Raw genomic sequence first — 18,222 nt, 5'->3', positions numbered from 1 at the left:
GGACAAGTATGGAATATTTAACAACAGCGGAATTTGCAGAAAAATGGGGAATATCACAAAGAAGAGTTGGCATCTATTGCAAAGAAGGAAGATTAGACGGTGCAATGATAAAGGGTAAAACTTGGTTGATACCTGCTGATTCTAAAAAACCAGAAGACCCAAGGAAAGAAAAAATGAAATAAAGTTAAGTTTATTACATGTTATTTTGAGAGAAGGTGAAATGTTGGATGATTTGTTTCTTGATGAAAAGTATTATAATACTCTTGATATAGAGGGATTCTCAAGAATGATGAAGGATCCATCATTCTGCTATAAGTTCTATTGGCTCGAAGCTATTGTGCAACTAATAGCAGAAGATAAGACGCAAGCAACATATGAAGAAATTATCGATGAGATGATTATAAATGCATGGTATTCAGTACTTGAATTTCATCTTCATTTGAGCGGATTATTTGGAGATGGTGTCATAAAGGATAATCTTGAGAAGGCGGTACTTAGACTTTTTAAATTAAGCAATTTGCCTAATAATGCTAACAAGGTTCAAATTAAGAATAAGCTTATAGAATATGCTGAGGATAAAGAATTACGCGTATATAAAATGGAACTTACAAAAAATGTTCCGTATAAAGCTTTGTCAGGTTTTGCCAACCGTGGAACAGAGAAAATTGACTTGAATAGTAGTGCAGGGAGAATGATGGCATATTACAACAAGTTAAGTCAATCTGAAATTCTTTTACCTTATGTATTTGATGGTGAGAATGGCTTAAATCGAACAATTATATTTAATAGTGGTTGGATTCAAATGATTCAAGATAGTACAGTAGCTATATTGGGGTGGATACAATTAGAAAAAATTAAATGGCTACAGAATAATAATCCGGATGTTCCAGGATTAGTGTATAAAATGGCACCAATGGACGAAAAGATGAGAAAACTTAATAATGTACGCAAACTTTGGGAAGCTGTATTGCATTTACATCCAGTAGTGGATGTGTTTAAGAATGAAGAAATAGATCGATTGAATTATGATATGGACCATTTTATTCCATGGTCTTTTGTGATGAATGATGAATTATGGAATTTGATGCCTATGGATTCATCATGGAATTCCAAGAAAAGTAACAAACTTCCACAGTGGGATTTATTCTTTGGAAGATTTGCTGATAATCAGTATATTTTATACGCATTGATACAAGAGAAGCCAGGAGTTCACAAACTATATGAAGCATGTTATAGAGATAATTTACATTCCATATGGGCGAATCAGGAACTGTACAGAGTGGGGAATTCCAAGGAGGAGTTTCATAGAATTTTAGAAAAGAATATGCGACCAGTTTATGACTCTGCAAAGAGGCAAGGATACGAAATCTGGAACATAGCATAAATGAAAGTACATAATAAACTAGTCAGAGATAAAATACCAGAAATTATTGAGGAAGTGGGTAAAAGGTGTACTATTTATTCAAAGACGTTCAATCAGTCGATGACTTTTTATTTGAATCAAAACTGACGTTATTCCGTTTTAGAATTTCATTTTCATCTTAGCAGTATCTTAGGCATTAAACGATCTACCTGGCAACGCATCAAAGGTAGAAAGAACTTTATAGAAAAGAAAATTTCCAAGTAGAATTCTATATTATACTAGAAAAAAACATACAGCCAGTCTATGATTGATCCATCAAGGAGACAAGGGAACCAGATTTAATAAAAGGGGACTAGTTAAATGACAAATGAAAAATTAGCAGAAATAAGAAATGGATTTGAAACAGCATACATAGATGGAACATTCTCATCTAATCTAGCATATAAGCCGCAATTTGTTTCAAATAATTACAAAGAAGGCAAGAAAGTCATCTCATCCATTGAGGATGAGCTTTTGGTATGCGATCAGTTCCAAATTAGTGTGGCATTTATTACGATGGGTGGACTTACACCTCTTCTTCAGACATTAGAGGAACTCGAGAAGAAAAATATTCCGGGAGAGATACTTACAACCAACTACTTGAATTTCAGTGAGCCAATGGCATTAGATAAATTAAATAGACTTAAGAATATTACAATTAAGATGTATGATGTTGAAGCTGCAAAAGAAGGTTTTCATACAAAAGGATATATTTTTAAAAAGGAAGAAATCTATCGAATTATTATCGGCAGTTCAAATATAACAAGGTCAGCATTGACAAGTAACAGAGAATGGAATACAAAACTGGTATCTACGGACCAGGGTGGGCTTGCGATTGAGGTTATTTCAGAATTTAAGGAACTTTGGAACTCAAAATATGCACTCAACTATGATGAGTTTTACGAGAACTATAAAGAACGATATCAAATTATTAAACATCAGCGTAAAATTGCAAAACAAGATGAAATATCAACAATAGATAAATATCAATTGCATCCGAACAATATGCAGGTGGGGTTTATTGCAAACCTAAGAAAAATTATTGAAACTGGCGAAGAAAGAGCACTTTTGATTTCAGCAACGGGAACAGGAAAGACATATGCCTCCGCATTTGCTATGCGTGAGTTGGGATTTAAAAAGGTCTTGTTTTTGGTTCACAGAGGACAACTTGCACGTCAGACTAAAAAATCTTATGAAAAAGTATTTGCTAAGTCAGTTTCCATGGGATTAGTTGGAGCTGGATATAGTGAATATAACTGTGATTATGTTTTTGCTACCATACAAACATTAAATCGAGACGCACATTTGTTGAAGTATGACTCAAAGACATTTGATTGTATTATTTTGGATGAGGCGCATCACACGTCTGCTGATACCTATCAGAAGGTGATGAACTATTTTAAACCAAAGCTATGGCTTGGTATGACAGCAACACCAGATAAACGAGATGATGCAACCTATGGGAAGAATATTTATGAGATATTTAATCATCAGATTGCATATGAGATCCGTCTTCAACAGGCGATGGAAGAAAATATGCTTTGTACATTTCATTATTTTGGAATTACTGATATTTCTATGTTGGATGAAAAGCAGATTAACACGAAAAAGATATCGGGAAAAGATTTTAATCAATTGGTTGGAGATGAACGTGTTCGACACATTATAAGGAAGGCTAATTACTATGGATATAGTGGTGATCGTGTAAAGGGGTTAATATTTTGTTCCAGAATAGATGAATCGGAAATTCTCTCTGAAAAATTCAATCAGATAATAAATCCAGCAACTGGGGAATTATACAGAACAATTGCCTTGAATGGAAATGCATCTGAGGAGGAACGTCAGGATGCATTTGAAAGACTAGCAATGGACGCGGACCAGTCTTCTGAAGTGAGACAACCTCTGGATTATATTTTTTCTGTTGAAATATTAAATGAAGGTGTAGATATTGTAGAAGTGAATCAGGTAATTATGCTTCGTCCTACGCAGTCGCCAATCGTATTTATTCAGCAACTTGGAAGGGGACTTAGAAAAGCCGAAGAGAAAGAATATGTTGTTATTCTTGATTTTATTGGAAATTATAACAATAACTTTATGATACCAATTGCCTTATCCGGTGATCGTTCTTATAATCCAGATACTATTCGTAAATATGTGATTAGTGGTAACAGTACAATTCCTGGATCTTCTACGGTTCATTTTGATGAGATTGCAAAGGATAAGATTTTTTCTTCCATTGATAAGATTAAGGGTATGAAATCCATCATCAAAGAAAGTTATATTTCTTTAAAAAATAAAATAGGTAGAGTACCTTATCTCCTTGATTTCTATGAAAATGGAGAGATTGATCCACTACTAATTATTCGGGAATATAAGACGTATCAAAGCTTTTTGGAGTCGGTTGAGAAGGAGCTATATTTAGGAGAAGTAACGGAACAAGAATTGATTACTCTGGAGTACTTGTCAAAGACAATTCTCAGTGGAGCAAGGCCATATGAGCTTGAAATATTAAAATATTTATTAGATAATGATGTGATTAATCTGGATCAAATAAAACAAGAGTTCCGAATGTCTTATGGCTATGAAATTGAAATGCATTCCTTTGAAAATGCGATCGAAGTACTTAAGGGTAAATTTGTGAGCAACGAAGACGAGCTTAAAAAGTACAGTCATATTGATATTATATATTATGATGAAGATAGCTTGCTTAAGAGACTTAAAGGTTTTGCTGATCGTTTGAGACACAAGGAATTTTATAAACAAGTAAATGATATCGTAGAAGTAGGGCTTAGAAGATATAAAGAAAAATATTCTGTAGATCAGGCGAAGAATTCTCCATTTGTACTATATGAAAAATACTCTAGGCGCGATGTGAGCCTTTTGATGAACTGTGGAAAGGATTTATCATCTACTATGTATGGAATGAAGCGTATAGAGGATGATGCATTTATATTTGTAACTTATCATAAAGAAGAAAGCGAAGATAAGAATTATGTGGATGGTAAGCCGGATTATGCAGATGCCTTTGAGGATAATATGATCTTTCGATGGGATTCTCAGATAGGAAGAGGAATTAATAGTTCTTATGTGAAGGATGTTACCACAGCACAAAGAAAACATCTTTTTGTGAAGAAAAGTGATGCGGAAACATGTTTCTACTATATGGGCCAGTTTGAAGTTACAGAAGTTGAACCGGCACGTAAGAAAGACAATAATGGGAAAGAACGTGATATAACTAAATTTCAAATGAAAATGCACAATGCAGTCAGAGAAGATTTATTACGTTACTTACAGAGTAAGATTAAGAAAGAGGAAGTAAAAGTAGGATGAAAATAGTTCGAGTAGTAGCTGCAGTGATTAGATCTGTGAATGAAATAGGAGAACCAGTCATTTTTGCGACCCAACGTGGTTATGGAGAGTATCAAGGCGGATGGGAATTTCCTGGTGGTAAAATCGAAGAAGGGGAAACACCGCAGGAAGCATTGCAAAGAGAAATAAAGGAAGAACTTGAAACAGACATTTCAGTAGGGGATTTGATTGATACCATTGAATATGATTATCCGACCTTTCACCTCTCTATGGATTGTTTCTGGGGAGAGATCATTTCAGGTGATATTGTCCTGAACGAACATAAAGATGCAAAGTGGTTGAGGAAAGAGGAATTGAATTCGGTGGAATGGTTACCGGCAGATATAACTCTTATTGAACGCATTAGAAGAGATATTTAGGACTGCGGAATACTTTAACTGAAAAAACGGGCTAGGTGAGTTTTACTTGTATCAGATAGCGGAATTAGTTCATCATTCGTATAGAGTCATTATATTTAAGAGATACAATGACTCTATTTTAAAACTTGATGTTTGAAAAGACTGAAGCAGCCACTTACTGCAATACTATGGTAACTTACTGGTTGTCTATAAATTGTTTATACGATGATTATCTAACGGATGGCAGCTACAATACCAGATAAATATTTTACATAAGTTTGAGTATGAATTATTTTATTTTCATAATAGCTATAGGTTACTGTCACTGTTGCTGAACATACTATATCTTTTCCGGATGATGTGATAGTACCAGAACAAGTAGGACTTACTGTAACATTAAAATATGTACTTGGGTCATAGCTATATGCTACACCTACAGAATGTTGTAAAATAGTGCTAGGCAATATATGTAAATGAATAAACCTGGAAAGTAACAAACTAATGCATTATTTCGTAGATTGAGCCTAAAGTGGAATAGCAATACTTAACCGAAAAGAAGTTGGCCCTAAAGTAACTTCCACCTCACCATTATACTTGTAAACAGCCCGGTGTATGCTTTTTAAACCATGCCCATGTAATAAGGAGTCACCCTTTGTAGTTTCAAGATGTTCCTTATTGATTAGAACGCTATCATCCACGGAATTCTCAATTTTGATTAACAAAAAATTATTAATCTTATTAGCTTTGATAAGGATTCTTCTTAAACTGGCATTGGGAATTTTCATACATGCTTCGATTGCATTATCAATTGCATTTCCAAAAATACTACATAAATCAAAATCCTGTAATCCTGAAACTCTGCTTAGATCCACAAAGGATTGGAAATCAATTTGGTTTTTGAGAGAAACCTTCGTTTTTTCATAGATGATTGTATTTAATATTTGGTTACCGGTATCATTGAAATGTTCAAAGTCTGATATTCTATTTAATAGACCATCAATATAATCTGAATTCTCATTTTTACTTTGCAAAATAATAAGGTGATTCTTTAGATCATGATAAAGCTCTAAGATTTTTTCATGGCTTTCAACTTTTTGTGACAGATAATGATACCCAGCACTGATCTGATTAATGTTTAGATGATTATAAGCTTCTACTTCTTTGGTTTGTAAATATTTCTCAATAAGAACAATGATGCAAAAAGCGGAAACCAAAACAAATGACGTACTAAGTATTGAAAATATGTTTTTGGTAGTATCAAATTCTACTGAGTTAAAAATTTTGAATGTCTCTATAAAAAGAATAATAAAACATGTTATCAAAGGAGTAATCGTTAGAAATACATGCTTATCGAAAAAGGCATTCGCCCTGTGTATAAAGTTTTTTAGATACATAACAAATGCGAGCATAAATACTTTCGAAACAATTACAACCAGAAGAAATTTAGCCGGTTCCTCCATCAGGACCTTGATTGATGTATTAAATATCAGCCGGAACATGCCAAAGCCTATTATTTCACCTACTGAAATAGACAATAAATACAGTATAAAAGTAAATAGGATTCTTTTAAAGGAGGTTTTCATTGTATATTTTGTTATTACAATTGTTACTAAGAGTATTGACATAATTTTAGGAAAAAAAGATAGACCTAGATAGGTTATGCCAATGATGTAAGGGACCATGAAAGTGAAGAGTATAATATTTTTTTTAGAGAGCATTGTATTGCTTCTCTGAAGAGTATAAAGAATCATAACTTCTAATGTAGTTCCAATTATATCTGATATTAAATTTATCATAATTCATCTCCTAAATATACAGCTATCATTTTCATTGCATCTTTTCTTTTTTGTTGACTTATAGGTATTTCAATATCATTGATAAGTGTAATCAATAATTTCTCGATTGATTTCACATATCTGATATTTATGATATACCCAGAATGGCATCTTATAAATCCATAGGATTCTAATTTTTCCTCCAGGGCTTTCATTCTGTAGAAGCAGACCACATCCTGGTCGGAGGTGTGTATTAAGGTATTTCTTTGAGCTGTTTCTATATACATTATTTCCCTCACATAGAGTTTAAAGATACCATCATTATTTTTTAGAGTGATATATTGATGTTCCATTTCCTTGCACTTCTTTATCGCCTTGTCTAATTCCAGTGATAGTTTTTTATAGGTGATCGGTTTTAAGATATAGTTGGAGGCTCCGAGAGTATATCCGGCCAGAGCGTATTTGATAATTGATGTCAGGAAAATGATTATTACATTTTTATCAATATCTCTGATATACTTTGCAGCTTCTATTCCACTTACTTCAGCCATAGAAATGTCCAAAAATATTATATCAAATCCCAATTTATAGTTTTTTAGCAGTTCTTCTCCGCTGGTAAATCTCGTGATTAAGATTTCTTCGCTTTTACTTATTGCATAATCTTTCATGTATTCTTCAAGTACATCGAGGAAGTTATTCTCATCATCACAGATTACTATACTTATCATACGTCTTACCCTCCTTTATTTTATTATTTATATATCCGGTGAGAACCAAAAAGGCTGTTGTTATAATTGCAATTCCCACATATTTTGATAGGTATGTACTCACTATACAATAGAATGAAAGGTACACTACCAGCTGAACAGGCAAAATTATCATTTCTTTTCTTTTAAGCATTTTAATTTCCTGGGCAGATAAGGGCTTATTAACATCTACGATAGGAGAAAGGGTGCTTATAATACAGCTTGAAGCAATAACTAAGATTAAGATAATCTGGGGATTATGAAACACTGTAAAATAATCTAAAATAAGAATTACCGTATAAAGGAAGCTAAATAAACAAATACACCGATTATAGGTTGACATATGTAATCCGCCTGTGTATTTTTTAAGGGAACAAAAAAACAGTAAAAAGAGTATCGTTTCTATGGTTTTATGAAAGATACCCCCCAGAAATAATACAATTATAATGTTTATAAAGGAAGATATTAATAATTCATAACTATACTGATATAACTTCTGTTGTTCCTTACTTATAATCGAGTCTTTTATAACCCGCTCAGTCAATTTCTTCGCCAAGATTATTATCATTCCTGCCCTCCTACAACCGTAATTATAATGAAATATCACATTTTTTTAACGGAATGTCCCCAAACAACAGAGATATGTCTTTAAAGAACTTGCGGACAGAATGAAGCCTTTTGAGACAAAAGGATGTTTTCTGTAAATCTCAATGTTATGTTTAGTGAAAGGAAATAGACGGCTGCTGATAAAGAGCGGAGAAGGGAAGTTTTTTACCTTCATTACTTTCATTCTGGAATGTGATAGAGATTGATTTTTATAGAAGTGATAAAGATTTGCTGCCAGGCTTATGAGCTGTGTAGATAAGAGCTACCCATAAGCACTGGCATTATATAAATTATTTGAGAGAGCGTAACTGGTTATTCAATTCTTCATCAACTTTAGGCTGATGTGTAAATATAGTACTTGCCTGCGCAAGGGAGTTGACGGCCATGCTGATTGCCATCGAACTGGTTCCCTTTAAGATCGTTCTCATAATTTTTTTCATTCTATTCATCCTCCCTTTTCGTTATTAATTATGGTATCACTTTACATTTTATTGGGTGCTATTTCAAGACAGATTGAGTAACCAAATATTGTGAATGCTTAATTAATGATAATAGATCTGCCAAGGATATTAGATTACTTATCCTGATACAAAAGAAAAGCCGATAGTGAAAGGAACTATCGGTTATTTTGTTGACGGCGGAATAGCTACAAAACTACAAAAAGAAGTGATGAAAAAACCTTCTTGCTGGGTTCAATTGCTGTGTTTTAGTCCGTCAAATTAGTTATACATTTTAAATGTTGAGTTACCCAAGGTCTATTGAATGTATTTTACTATTTGAATATTATTCAATTAGCAATACAATACGGATTTAGAAAGAAAGGAGGTGCAAGATGTATAGAAACGATAAGGTAATCCTTACCTACGCTGATTACTCGAAGCAGATTCAGGGAGAACTTACGCTAGGTATATGCAATACAAATACACCATATCTGGTTGAAGGAGTTCACAATATTCTTTCAGCAGAAGAAATGAGAGAATATCTGCAAAAGAAATCAGAGAAGCGAAAAAGAGAATTTTATTGGAGTAGAACCTTAGCCAAAACGATATTATGTTCTGCATATAAAGAGGAGCATCAGCTGACGGACATCAGGATTGCAAAAGGTTTTCTGAATAATCCTATCATCAAAAGTAAGGAGCAAGGATACGGGATTGGTATAACACATTGTGAAGACTATGCGGCTATTATTGTTTTTCCGGAAGAAATGGTTCTGGGTTTAGATATGGAAAAATTGGACTGGAGGAAAGTGAAAGGTATTAACACCATTCTGACAGACAAGGAAAGAAAGCTTTGCCCACTGAACTATGATAATAACAATTTCGTTCTGGCCGTCTGGACAATGAAGGAAGCACTCGTCAAATTTCTAAAACTTGGTCTGTCGGTTAATTTTGATATCATGCAGATTGCATCAGTGGAATGGTCAGATACTGGTTTTAAATCCGGTTACCGGTTTTTTCCTACGCTGGATGCGTATACATTTTTTGAAGAGGACTTTGTTTATACAATTGTCTGCACAAATAATTTGGTTTTAGAGCGTAAGAAAACAGATATAAAAGTAAGTTAATCCATGGAGGGAATATGAGAAAAAATTATGTTCTTTACTTCTCAACAACTTCCTTTGTAATCATATCAAAGGAAATCGTTCTGGCACTAATTGAAGAGATTAAAAAACATCAGAAGCGACATTTTTACATCCCGATACATCAATTCGTAAGTATACCTTTTTTAAAATATCTATTTTCTATAATAGAAATAAACAAAGATATTCTGGATTATCAGTTTTGTGAGGAGCAAGTAACATCGGAATATATATATAGACTTATCACAGAGCAATTGTATAAATTGTATTACTGTAACAGCAGATGTTTTGGTGAATGTAAATATCATGAAGAGAATGAATGCATATACCTCTGCATTGATAAACAATTCTATCAAATAATCAATGAATGTGATGTGAATGATTTTAACTTAGTTATTAACGGTTAAAAAATGAATTCTTCAGGAGTTTATAAAATGATAGAAAATGAAAGAGATATTATTGAAGCTATTAAATTACTTTACGGTACCCTTGGATACAGGAACATATCTGTGGAAAAAACCTTAGAAATATTGATGAATCAGTTTATCAATCTGTTTCATCAGACGCAGGACAGAGAATATTGCAGTGTAGCCTTTTTGCACATAAAGGCATATTTGGAGCTGGGATTTGTATATGAACAGCAGAAGGATACCTTTGATCTTATTTTGGCTGCAAACAATGTAGATAAGGACAGCTTTTTTGATCAGATTTCAATTGAAAAAAATTATCTTAGCAAAACAGATTTGCGAAGAATTATTAAACGATGGTCGGCATCAAAATATCATACGAAAAGTATTAACGAAGTAATCGAGGAGATAATTGAGTATGTAAATAACAAGAGGTATGGTGTTTATTATTATCATAGCAATCAGAACCCACAAAAAAAAGAGGCAGATGATGTGTATGAGTTAATTATTAATGAATACGAGTCCTATCTGCATGATCTTAAAAGGAATAGGTTCTATAAATTAAGATAAGAAGATGATTTTATGAAATGAGATCATCTTCTTTTTTTGAGGTCATTTTTATGTTGTTTGAAGTCAATATGCGTTTTTTTTTACAGTTATTTATATTATATGATTAATCATTAAGAAAAAGAAAGGCGTGAATAAAGAGGTGAGAAGTTGTGATTTGTATTTATTGGAAGAAAAACTAGATAATTTAAATTATTATGAATCTGTTTTATGCAGCGGGCTCAGTAACACAATTAATCATATGTCCTATGGTGGCAGTACACTATATATTCTTCAAGGCAGGGGTATTTGCTTTATCGATGAATTACTGGATAAGTTGTCACTCGCCTATCGATATCTTGATATTGAGGAGCTATTTTCCTTAAAACAAGAACAGTATAGCCGGGTTATGGTAACCCTTCCATTCATGGATTTTGATAAGATTCAGGATCTAAAAACAAATGTCGTACAATTTTTTCATACCTATGGAACTTACCGAATCGCTGGTATGAATGATGACACCATAGTATTAGAGGGTGACTACGATGAAGGTATCATGGAAAAGTCAATTTCAAAAAGCAGTCTTAATAAATTGAATGGACTAAAAATAAAACCTCTTGGTGTACCCTTTAAATTGATATATCTGGAATCCTTAGAAGTAAGCGAAGAAAATAAAAGAAATTGCATCGAAAACAACATCAGGCAGCTGATTCAGTCTGATTTTTATGAAGATGAGCGTGGAGGTTGGATCAAAGGCTCCGATTTCTATCGCAGCTTTAATAATATATTACGAAATAATTGGGAGCAAATGAACAAGGTTTCAAAATATGTGTTATTACAGAGTATTCAAAACGGCAGTTCCTTTTTTTACAGAAGGGAATATAACGAAGCATTAAAAACTCAAATAAATCAGCATTTTGAAGAACTTGAAAGAAGTGGTAACCTTTGGAGAAAAGTCGCAAGACTTATCAAAAAATCCATTGTGGAAGAAAAACCAATAGATTATGAACGAATAGACACTGTTGTTTCAAGTATTGAAAAAGAAGAACTGTCATTATTTGAAAGAATACTAAAAGAGAGGGTGATTTCGGAATATGTATAAAGTAGACAATAATATCTGGTTTGATAGTGAGGCCATAAAGATTTTTATCGACGGGGATGGAGGCAAAAAAGAGTTTTTGAAAGTACCAAAAAAAATTGAAGCTCCCTCCGTACACGATGAAGGGTGGCGGCCGACTATTATTTATCTGGCTGCAACGACCTGTAATCTAAAATGTAAATATTGCTATGCCGAAGAGGGAACCTACGGTATTCATGACTCCAAACGTCAATTTGATTTCGAAGCTTATGTGGCTACCTACGAGATGATCAAAGAAATCCATAATGGAGTAAAGGCAATTTCTTTTTTTGGTGGTGAACCAATCTTGAACTTTCGGCAAATTAAAAAGTTTGTGGAATATCTTTTTGCGACCTCAGAGAAAGTACCCCAATTATCGATCAATACGAATGCAACAATTCTAAATGATGAAATTTTGGAGTTTATCTGCAAATACAATATCATTATCGGCACAAGTATTGATGGTACGAAAGAGATTCACGATAGAAATAGAGTCGCTGACTATATTGATAGTACATACGATATTGTATTTAGAAATTTAAAAACACTAAAAGAGAGAGGAACTAACATCTATGCACAATATACCTTCACGAAACAACACCTGGATAGCTATCAGCCAGGATCTGTGAATCAATGGTGCAGGGAAATGGAAGAGATGCCAATTAATACCTATGAATTAATACCTGTTAGTTCCGATGATGACAGATATCGTATTGATATTGAAGACAAGGACACGCGGGAGAAGTACGAACAATTCTGTACAGAAACCGCAGATTACTATATTGATAAAATCTTAAATGGTGACATAACAAAGGTCCCCAGAACGTTCATTGGTTTGATGATCAGAATTCTTATGCAGGTAGAACAAAGGGATTGTTCCGCGGGTCATTCGATCTCAATTACACCTAATAGAAGAATGTACCCATGCCATACCTTTACGGAACATGAAAAGTATGCTGTGGAGTTCAACAACTTAAGTTCCCTGCAGAGCTTAGAAGAGAATATAGGATTCAAGGAAGTCAGAGAAGGTTGTCGTTATGACAATGAAGCTTGTCAAAAGTGTATTGCTAAGAAAGTATGCGGCGTATGGTGCAAAGGATTACAAAACAATTTAAAAGGAAGCATCAGCAAAGAGTTACAGGAACGTTGTATCTTAATGAATATCTATACCAGAAAAATAATCAGATTTTTAGTGGATTATTATAAAGATAATAAGGATCTTATCAACAAAAAGCTAATCGCGTACAACAAATATCATAAGGAGATATAAGAGATGAAGGTAAAAGAAAATCTTTGCTATAACATCAACTATACCCTCTCAGGCAGGCTGCTCTTAGTAGGTATCAAGTCGCTGAACAGCTTTGTGAAAATTGATTACAAGTATGCAAATGCTGTTACAAAATTCATTGATAAATATAAGAACGAAGAGATAGAAGTTGATGAGTTAGATGAGGACAATACTCGCATTTTTAATAACTTTAGTAAACTTGGTTATTTGGAAAACGAGGTAGAACCCAAAGGATCATTTAATGAATTCAAAAAGGTAGGAAAAGTATTTTTTAGTTTTTTTCCAAAAAGCGAAGCCAAAGATACCTTTGGTTCCACGAAATTAGGCATCGGGTTCGTTTTTTTAAGCGTACTTCTTATGGGCCTTTTCTTTTGGAATTATAGAATGTTTCTGCCGCAAAGCATAGATTATGTAAATATGAAGTTGTGGGAGATTATATTTACCATTGCGGTATTCCCCTGGGCAGTATTGGTGGTCCATGAAATCGGGCATTGTACAATCGCCAGGTATGTAGGAGTAAAAATTGATAATGTCAGCCTGGGTTGGTATTTTATATATCCAATTATATTAGTTCAATATTTTGGTCTCAATCTGGAAAGACAGAGTAAAAAGCTATTGGTTATGGCAGGTGGAATCTATTTTAATCTAATTATGGCTTTTATAGGAATCTTATTAAAAGCATTGCTTCCTGATTTTTTTCATGGGGCTGTAATAGATATTTGGATCTCAGCAAATATAAGTACAATTATTACTAATTTAGGGCTGTTCGGTATGACAGATGGATATTTTATGATGACGATGCTGGTGGGAATTCTAGATTTACGTCTGAAGGGGTTCAAATATCTGAATAACCTATTCAATGGAAATAAAGTGAAATTAAATAACAGATATCAAATATGTGGACTTATTCTACTTGGTCTCTTTGTATCCAGCCTGGTAAGTATGTTTGTTAATATAAATTATTGGCTTGGGTTATTTGAAATCAGTAGTTATGTTTTATATATTGCATTCACAGTCATAATTATATATTTGACCTTTAAATTTATCTATAAAATCAAAAGGAGTTTCTAGTTTATGAAAAAGGAAAAGTCAGCTTTCTTATTAGCAATATCGGTAAGCATGTATATTTTTGCCGCTGTTATACTCCTTGCGGCTGATAATATCTACGATAAAGATGAGTTGGGTATAGTGATAGCTGCTTTGATCTGTATCCCGCCAACAGCTATTTTAGTATATCGTTCACAGTTTCTGGCAAAAAGTAATTCTGATTTAAAATATGATGAAGAATTGTTAGAAGTCAGACCAAAATACTTTAGAACAATAGCAGCGCTTTTATGGATTGCCTGCGCTTTCGTTTATATGATTATTAGTTCTTTGACCGAAGCCTGGTCAGTCACCTGGATTATTTTTTTTATTACCTTAGGTCTGCATAATATAATTTATCATTCTTTAAGCAGAGTTAAGAGTTAATTGATAATAACACAAATTGTTTCTTGCAATTTTGTTGTTAAATATTTATTTTCACAATTTGAAGAGAAGGGAGGAGAGATACATAAAAATGCTTTTCTGAGTATAGTAACAAATTTATTTGAGAGAAAATCAAAAGAAAGGAAGGGTTAAAAAATGGATAAGAAATTCGATTCTACAAAGGAAGAAGTTATAACGAATGTTCCAAATGAAAGAGAAGAAATTTTCGAGGAAATCGAAGAAATTGTTACTGCAGGATTAACAGGTTGTTCCAATTGTTGCAATTAAAATCAAAAATAAAAGGAGGATTAAATAATGGAAGATAAAAAAGTAATCACAAATAAAGCTGAGGATATGAAGGATCATGTTGTAGAAAGCGAAGAAATGTTCGAGGAAGTTGAAGAAATCGTAACTGCAGGTTTTACTGGATGCTCCAGTTGCTGCGGCTAATGAATAGAAGAGGAGACTACAAATGGATAATAAAAAAAATCTGATCGATAATGTTAATCTGAACGAAACAACGGTAGATACGAAAGACGAGATTTTTGAAGAAGTGGAAGAAATTGTAACAGCAGGCTTTACTGGATGTACTGATTGTTGTAATTAATTGTATTAGTAAATCCATAATCTGGTTTATTAAATTGGGCAAATACTTCTTTATGAAGTATTTGCCAGAACAGGTGATAATTATGAATTCTTTGTTGAAACAGCTTTATAAAAATAATAAATCACAAATGGTGGTTTTTATTATAGTATCAGTAATAAATATGGTAGTAGTAGGCGTTTTTTCTAAGATAATAGGAGAAATTTATACAATAAAAGTAGAAACAGAACGTATATCAAGAGACGAACAATTAACAATGTATTTTTATATGTTAATTGCGATATCGGTAATGATTATTTTGTTTTCACTTTGGATATTGAGAATTGTTATAAAAACTATCTTTTCAACCAGAAAAGAGTTTAATATCCAATTAAGGCTCTCCGGTGTTACAAGAAAGCAACTTTCTTACATTTATGTGAAAGAATCGATATATTATCAAATTTATGCTGTTCCTATTGCTATTGTACTCATGGAAATACTTTACACCCTCTTAAGCAATATCTTAGACATACAAAGTAAATGGATTGGGTTTGTCAATATCTTAGGGGCTTTCATCATTCATATTTTTATTATTACCTTATGTTTGCTAGCTACCTTAAAGAAAATAGCATCCTTTGATCCGCTGGAGGAGATGAGAAGCCCGTATAAAACAGATACGATAAAGAAGTTAGGGACGAAGGACTGGGTAGTAGGAATCATTGGTTTGGTTTTGATTATTTATGGATTGGGTATGGGAGAAGACGATGGAGCATTAGCGGTTTTGCCCATTGTCGGAGTTTTCTTAATCTTAGATATCATAGTCATTGGTATTCAGCATCTTTTATTGAAGATTGGGGATTTATTCTGTTTTAAATCATTAGTCTTGAGCCAAAGAATTTTTATGGGATACTATAAAAGAACAAATCCAATTATTTCTACACTGGTGGTTGGAGTTATGTTGAGTGCAGGACTTATAGGTATGTTCACTACTATGCGAAATATTGCAAAAGATACAGTTGAGCAGAATATGTTTTTCAATCATCTGATCATCCACTCTAATGTAGTGGAGCAGCGCTCAGAGGATGAGTACAGGGATTTGATTTCTAAGCTGGATCCGGAGGCGCAAATAGCATATGGAATCAATTTAGAAATGATGGATATGGAAGGGTATGAAAACACGATTTATTCCATTGACAGTGATTATGGAAAATACGGGGAGAAGATGGTGCTTACAGATGGGAGCGATCCCGCTGCAAAGTTAAATGATCCAACCTTTTCAGGGATTTATTTACCGAACTATTTTATTTCAGACGATGATATTGGTGAAAAATATGTTCTTCAGATTAACGATCACAAGGTGGAGTTTACCATAGCAGGACGTTTTGTGGCAAATGGAAGCAGAGGAAGATATGGATTTGTAAGTAAGGGGTATATGCAGAGTCAGATTGGTATCGATATGATAAATGCTTTATACATCCATAAAGCAAATGAGAAGGTTATTGAAGTGTTAAACAACGATTCCAATGTTATAGGCAAATATGTGGTTACGAAACAAGAGATTGCTGACAATAGCTATGATAATGCAATAAATGGTGTTGAAATATTTGAAATATCTGCATTTATGGTTATTCTGGTATCGTTCTTAATGTTAGTTCACTTTTATATATCCGTTTCTCATCAAAATGTTTTTGATATCACAAGATTCAGAGCTATGGGTGCAAATGTCAAGACCCTTAAAAGAGCATATCTTTTCCAGATGATGAATGTCATCACAATTGCAACGGTAATAGGAACTCTCCTGGCAATCACTTTTATTGGAATGGGAGTTGATATGTCATTGGAATTTATAACAGTACCTGTTAGAACGACCTTTCCAATTACATTAATGCTTTTTGTATATGTTCTATTACTAATTGGTGGTTCATTGATTCTACATTTAACCATTAAACGAGCATTTACTTCAGATATTAGAAAATACTTGACAATATCGGATTAGTTAGGAGAAGAATATGAGTAAGTCAAATATTAGAGCAAATAATTTAGTTTATACGATTAAAGAAGGTCAGTCGGCACGAAATATATTAAATGGAATCAGCTGTGAGATTCAGCATGGAATACTAACTACTATTTCCGGCCCGTCGGGATCAGGTAAAACAACTTTTATGTATGCACTTGCAGGACTTATTGAGTCCCTTCAAGGAGAAGTTTTATATGGTGATAGATCAATTTATGATTTGAGGAATACGCAACGTGATAATTTTAGATTAAATAACATCAATTTTATATACCAGCATCTTAACCTTTTTGGATTTATGAACGTTGAAGATAATCTCAAACTAAACTATATGCTGCGCAACGAAAAAGTCAATAAGGAATTGGAAGCCCGTATCGATAAATATCTGGAGATTATGAATTTAGGTAACATACGGAAAAAAGAAATCCAATCGCTTTCTGGGGGAGAAAAACAAAGAGTTGCCATTATAAGAGCTTTTGTTTCTGGAGCAGATTATATATTTGCAGACGAACCTACAGGTAATCTGGATAAAAAAAATAGTCTTTTATTTATGGAATGCTTAAAGGATATCATGAAGGAAAGCCAGTCAACAGTTGTCTTAGTAACACATGATAAAAAGATCTTAGATTATGGGGAACAGCAATTAATCATAGAAGATGGAAAATTAGTTTGATTAAAGGAGGAAATACAGTTTATGAGTAGGATGAGTATGGAGCAAAGATGTTTGGAAGTAGCAGAAATGATTATTGATGCCTTGGGATTAGACGATGTGAATGCCAAAGAGGTGAACTATGATGCCCCTTTATTTGCAAGCCAGGATGAGTTGGGAGAAGGACTCGAATTGGATTCCGTTGATGCGTTAGAGATAGTGGTAGCCATTAAATCAAAATATGATTTAAAACTTGCAGATGGAGATAAGAAAGCGCTTCATAGTGTAAAGACTATTGCAGAATTTCTTAACAGTAAATTAGATGAGGTGATGTAA

21 protein-coding genes are annotated in these 18,222 nt (G+C 33.4%); 17 read left to right on the top strand and 4 right to left on the bottom strand.

Annotated elements, in window-relative coordinates; genetic code table 11:
* The first annotated feature begins 8 nt into the window (after positions 1–8).
* From R2R35_RS08825 to R2R35_RS08810, 4 genes are all read left to right on the top strand, one after another.
* On the top strand, positions 9–182 hold the full coding sequence (locus tag R2R35_RS08825; protein ID WP_317734137.1) for a helix-turn-helix domain-containing protein: 174 nt from the start codon (positions 9–11) through the stop codon (positions 180–182).
* A 38-nt stretch (positions 183–220) separates the two neighbouring features.
* Positions 221–1,384 (top strand): HNH endonuclease domain-containing protein, encoded by a 1,164-nt coding sequence (locus R2R35_RS08820; protein ID WP_317734136.1) that lies wholly within the window; start codon positions 221–223, stop codon positions 1,382–1,384.
* A 339-nt stretch (positions 1,385–1,723) separates the two neighbouring features.
* The gene (locus R2R35_RS08815; RefSeq protein ID WP_317734135.1) at positions 1,724–4,732 is read left to right on the top strand and encodes a DEAD/DEAH box helicase; all 3,009 of its coding nucleotides are present in this window, start codon (positions 1,724–1,726) and stop codon (positions 4,730–4,732) included.
* On the top strand, positions 4,729–5,130 hold the full coding sequence (locus R2R35_RS08810; RefSeq protein WP_317734134.1) for a (deoxy)nucleoside triphosphate pyrophosphohydrolase: 402 nt from the start codon (positions 4,729–4,731) through the stop codon (positions 5,128–5,130). Before R2R35_RS08815 ends, R2R35_RS08810 begins: the two co-directional genes overlap by 4 nt.
* A gap of 503 nt (positions 5,131–5,633) precedes the next feature.
* Here the strand turns inward: R2R35_RS08810 and R2R35_RS08805 are convergent.
* The 4 genes from R2R35_RS08805 to R2R35_RS08790 form a co-directional block, all read right to left on the bottom strand.
* On the bottom strand, positions 5,634–6,905 hold the full coding sequence (locus tag R2R35_RS08805; RefSeq protein WP_317734133.1) for an ATP-binding protein: 1,272 nt from the start codon (positions 6,903–6,905) through the stop codon (positions 5,634–5,636).
* The gene (locus R2R35_RS08800) at positions 6,902–7,612 is read right to left on the bottom strand and encodes a LytR/AlgR family response regulator transcription factor (RefSeq protein ID WP_317734132.1); all 711 of its coding nucleotides are present in this window, start codon (positions 7,610–7,612) and stop codon (positions 6,902–6,904) included. The genes R2R35_RS08805 and R2R35_RS08800 overlap by 4 nt, the downstream gene beginning before the upstream one ends.
* The gene (locus R2R35_RS08795; RefSeq protein WP_317734130.1) at positions 7,590–8,198 is read right to left on the bottom strand and encodes an accessory gene regulator B family protein; all 609 of its coding nucleotides are present in this window, start codon (positions 8,196–8,198) and stop codon (positions 7,590–7,592) included. The genes R2R35_RS08800 and R2R35_RS08795 overlap by 23 nt, the downstream gene beginning before the upstream one ends.
* A 328-nt stretch (positions 8,199–8,526) precedes the next feature.
* The gene (locus R2R35_RS08790) at positions 8,527–8,676 is read right to left on the bottom strand and encodes a cyclic lactone autoinducer peptide (protein ID WP_317734129.1); all 150 of its coding nucleotides are present in this window, start codon (positions 8,674–8,676) and stop codon (positions 8,527–8,529) included.
* Between the two features lie 392 nt (positions 8,677–9,068).
* Between R2R35_RS08790 and R2R35_RS08785 the strand changes: the two genes are divergently transcribed.
* The 13 genes from R2R35_RS08785 to R2R35_RS08725 all read left to right on the top strand — a co-directional run bounded on the left by R2R35_RS08785 (position 9,069) and on the right by R2R35_RS08725 (position 18,222).
* A complete protein-coding gene (locus R2R35_RS08785; protein ID WP_317734128.1) occupies positions 9,069–9,800 on the top strand; it encodes a 4'-phosphopantetheinyl transferase family protein in 732 nt (243 codons plus the stop codon).
* A gap of 14 nt (positions 9,801–9,814) precedes the next feature.
* A complete protein-coding gene (locus tag R2R35_RS08780) occupies positions 9,815–10,222 on the top strand; it encodes a hypothetical protein (protein WP_317734127.1) in 408 nt (135 codons plus the stop codon).
* A gap of 27 nt (positions 10,223–10,249) precedes the next feature.
* Positions 10,250–10,792 carry a hypothetical protein gene (locus tag R2R35_RS08775; RefSeq protein ID WP_317734126.1) on the top strand — a complete coding sequence of 181 codons (543 nt, stop codon included), beginning with the start codon at positions 10,250–10,252 and terminating at the stop codon, positions 10,790–10,792.
* Positions 10,793–10,919: 127 nt separating this feature from the next.
* On the top strand, positions 10,920–11,870 hold the full coding sequence (locus tag R2R35_RS08770; RefSeq protein WP_317734125.1) for a hypothetical protein: 951 nt from the start codon (positions 10,920–10,922) through the stop codon (positions 11,868–11,870).
* Entirely contained in the window at positions 11,863–13,155 is a 1,293-nt protein-coding gene (locus tag R2R35_RS08765) for a radical SAM/SPASM domain-containing protein (protein WP_317734124.1), read from the top strand. The genes R2R35_RS08770 and R2R35_RS08765 overlap by 8 nt, the downstream gene beginning before the upstream one ends.
* A gap of 3 nt (positions 13,156–13,158) precedes the next feature.
* Complete coding sequence (locus R2R35_RS08760) at positions 13,159–14,244, top strand: site-2 protease family protein (RefSeq protein ID WP_317734123.1); 1,086 nt, start codon at positions 13,159–13,161, stop codon at positions 14,242–14,244.
* Between the two features lie 3 nt (positions 14,245–14,247).
* Positions 14,248–14,643, top strand: a complete 396-nt coding sequence (locus R2R35_RS08755) for a hypothetical protein (RefSeq protein ID WP_317734122.1) — start codon at positions 14,248–14,250, stop codon at positions 14,641–14,643.
* A gap of 153 nt (positions 14,644–14,796) precedes the next feature.
* Complete coding sequence (locus R2R35_RS08750; protein ID WP_317734121.1) at positions 14,797–14,928, top strand: hypothetical protein; 132 nt, start codon at positions 14,797–14,799, stop codon at positions 14,926–14,928.
* 27 nt (positions 14,929–14,955) lie between these two features.
* On the top strand, positions 14,956–15,090 hold the full coding sequence (locus R2R35_RS08745; RefSeq protein WP_317734120.1) for a hypothetical protein: 135 nt from the start codon (positions 14,956–14,958) through the stop codon (positions 15,088–15,090).
* A gap of 22 nt (positions 15,091–15,112) precedes the next feature.
* Positions 15,113–15,247, top strand: coding sequence for a hypothetical protein (locus tag R2R35_RS08740; RefSeq protein ID WP_317734119.1), 135 nt, complete (start codon positions 15,113–15,115; stop codon positions 15,245–15,247).
* Between the two features lie 82 nt (positions 15,248–15,329).
* Entirely contained in the window at positions 15,330–17,219 is a 1,890-nt protein-coding gene (locus tag R2R35_RS08735) for an FtsX-like permease family protein (RefSeq protein WP_317734118.1), read from the top strand.
* Between the two features lie 13 nt (positions 17,220–17,232).
* Positions 17,233–17,910, top strand: coding sequence for an ABC transporter ATP-binding protein (locus R2R35_RS08730; protein WP_317734117.1), 678 nt, complete (start codon positions 17,233–17,235; stop codon positions 17,908–17,910).
* Positions 17,911–17,931: 21 nt separating this feature from the next.
* Positions 17,932–18,222, top strand: a complete 291-nt coding sequence (locus tag R2R35_RS08725; RefSeq protein ID WP_317734116.1) for a phosphopantetheine-binding protein — start codon at positions 17,932–17,934, stop codon at positions 18,220–18,222.

This window comes from Anaerocolumna sp. AGMB13020 (genome assembly GCF_033100115.1).
Taxonomy (GTDB): domain Bacteria; phylum Bacillota; class Clostridia; order Lachnospirales; family Lachnospiraceae; genus Anaerocolumna.
Note: the sequence above shows the minus strand (reverse complement) of the source record. Positions and strands in the feature narration are given on the sequence as shown.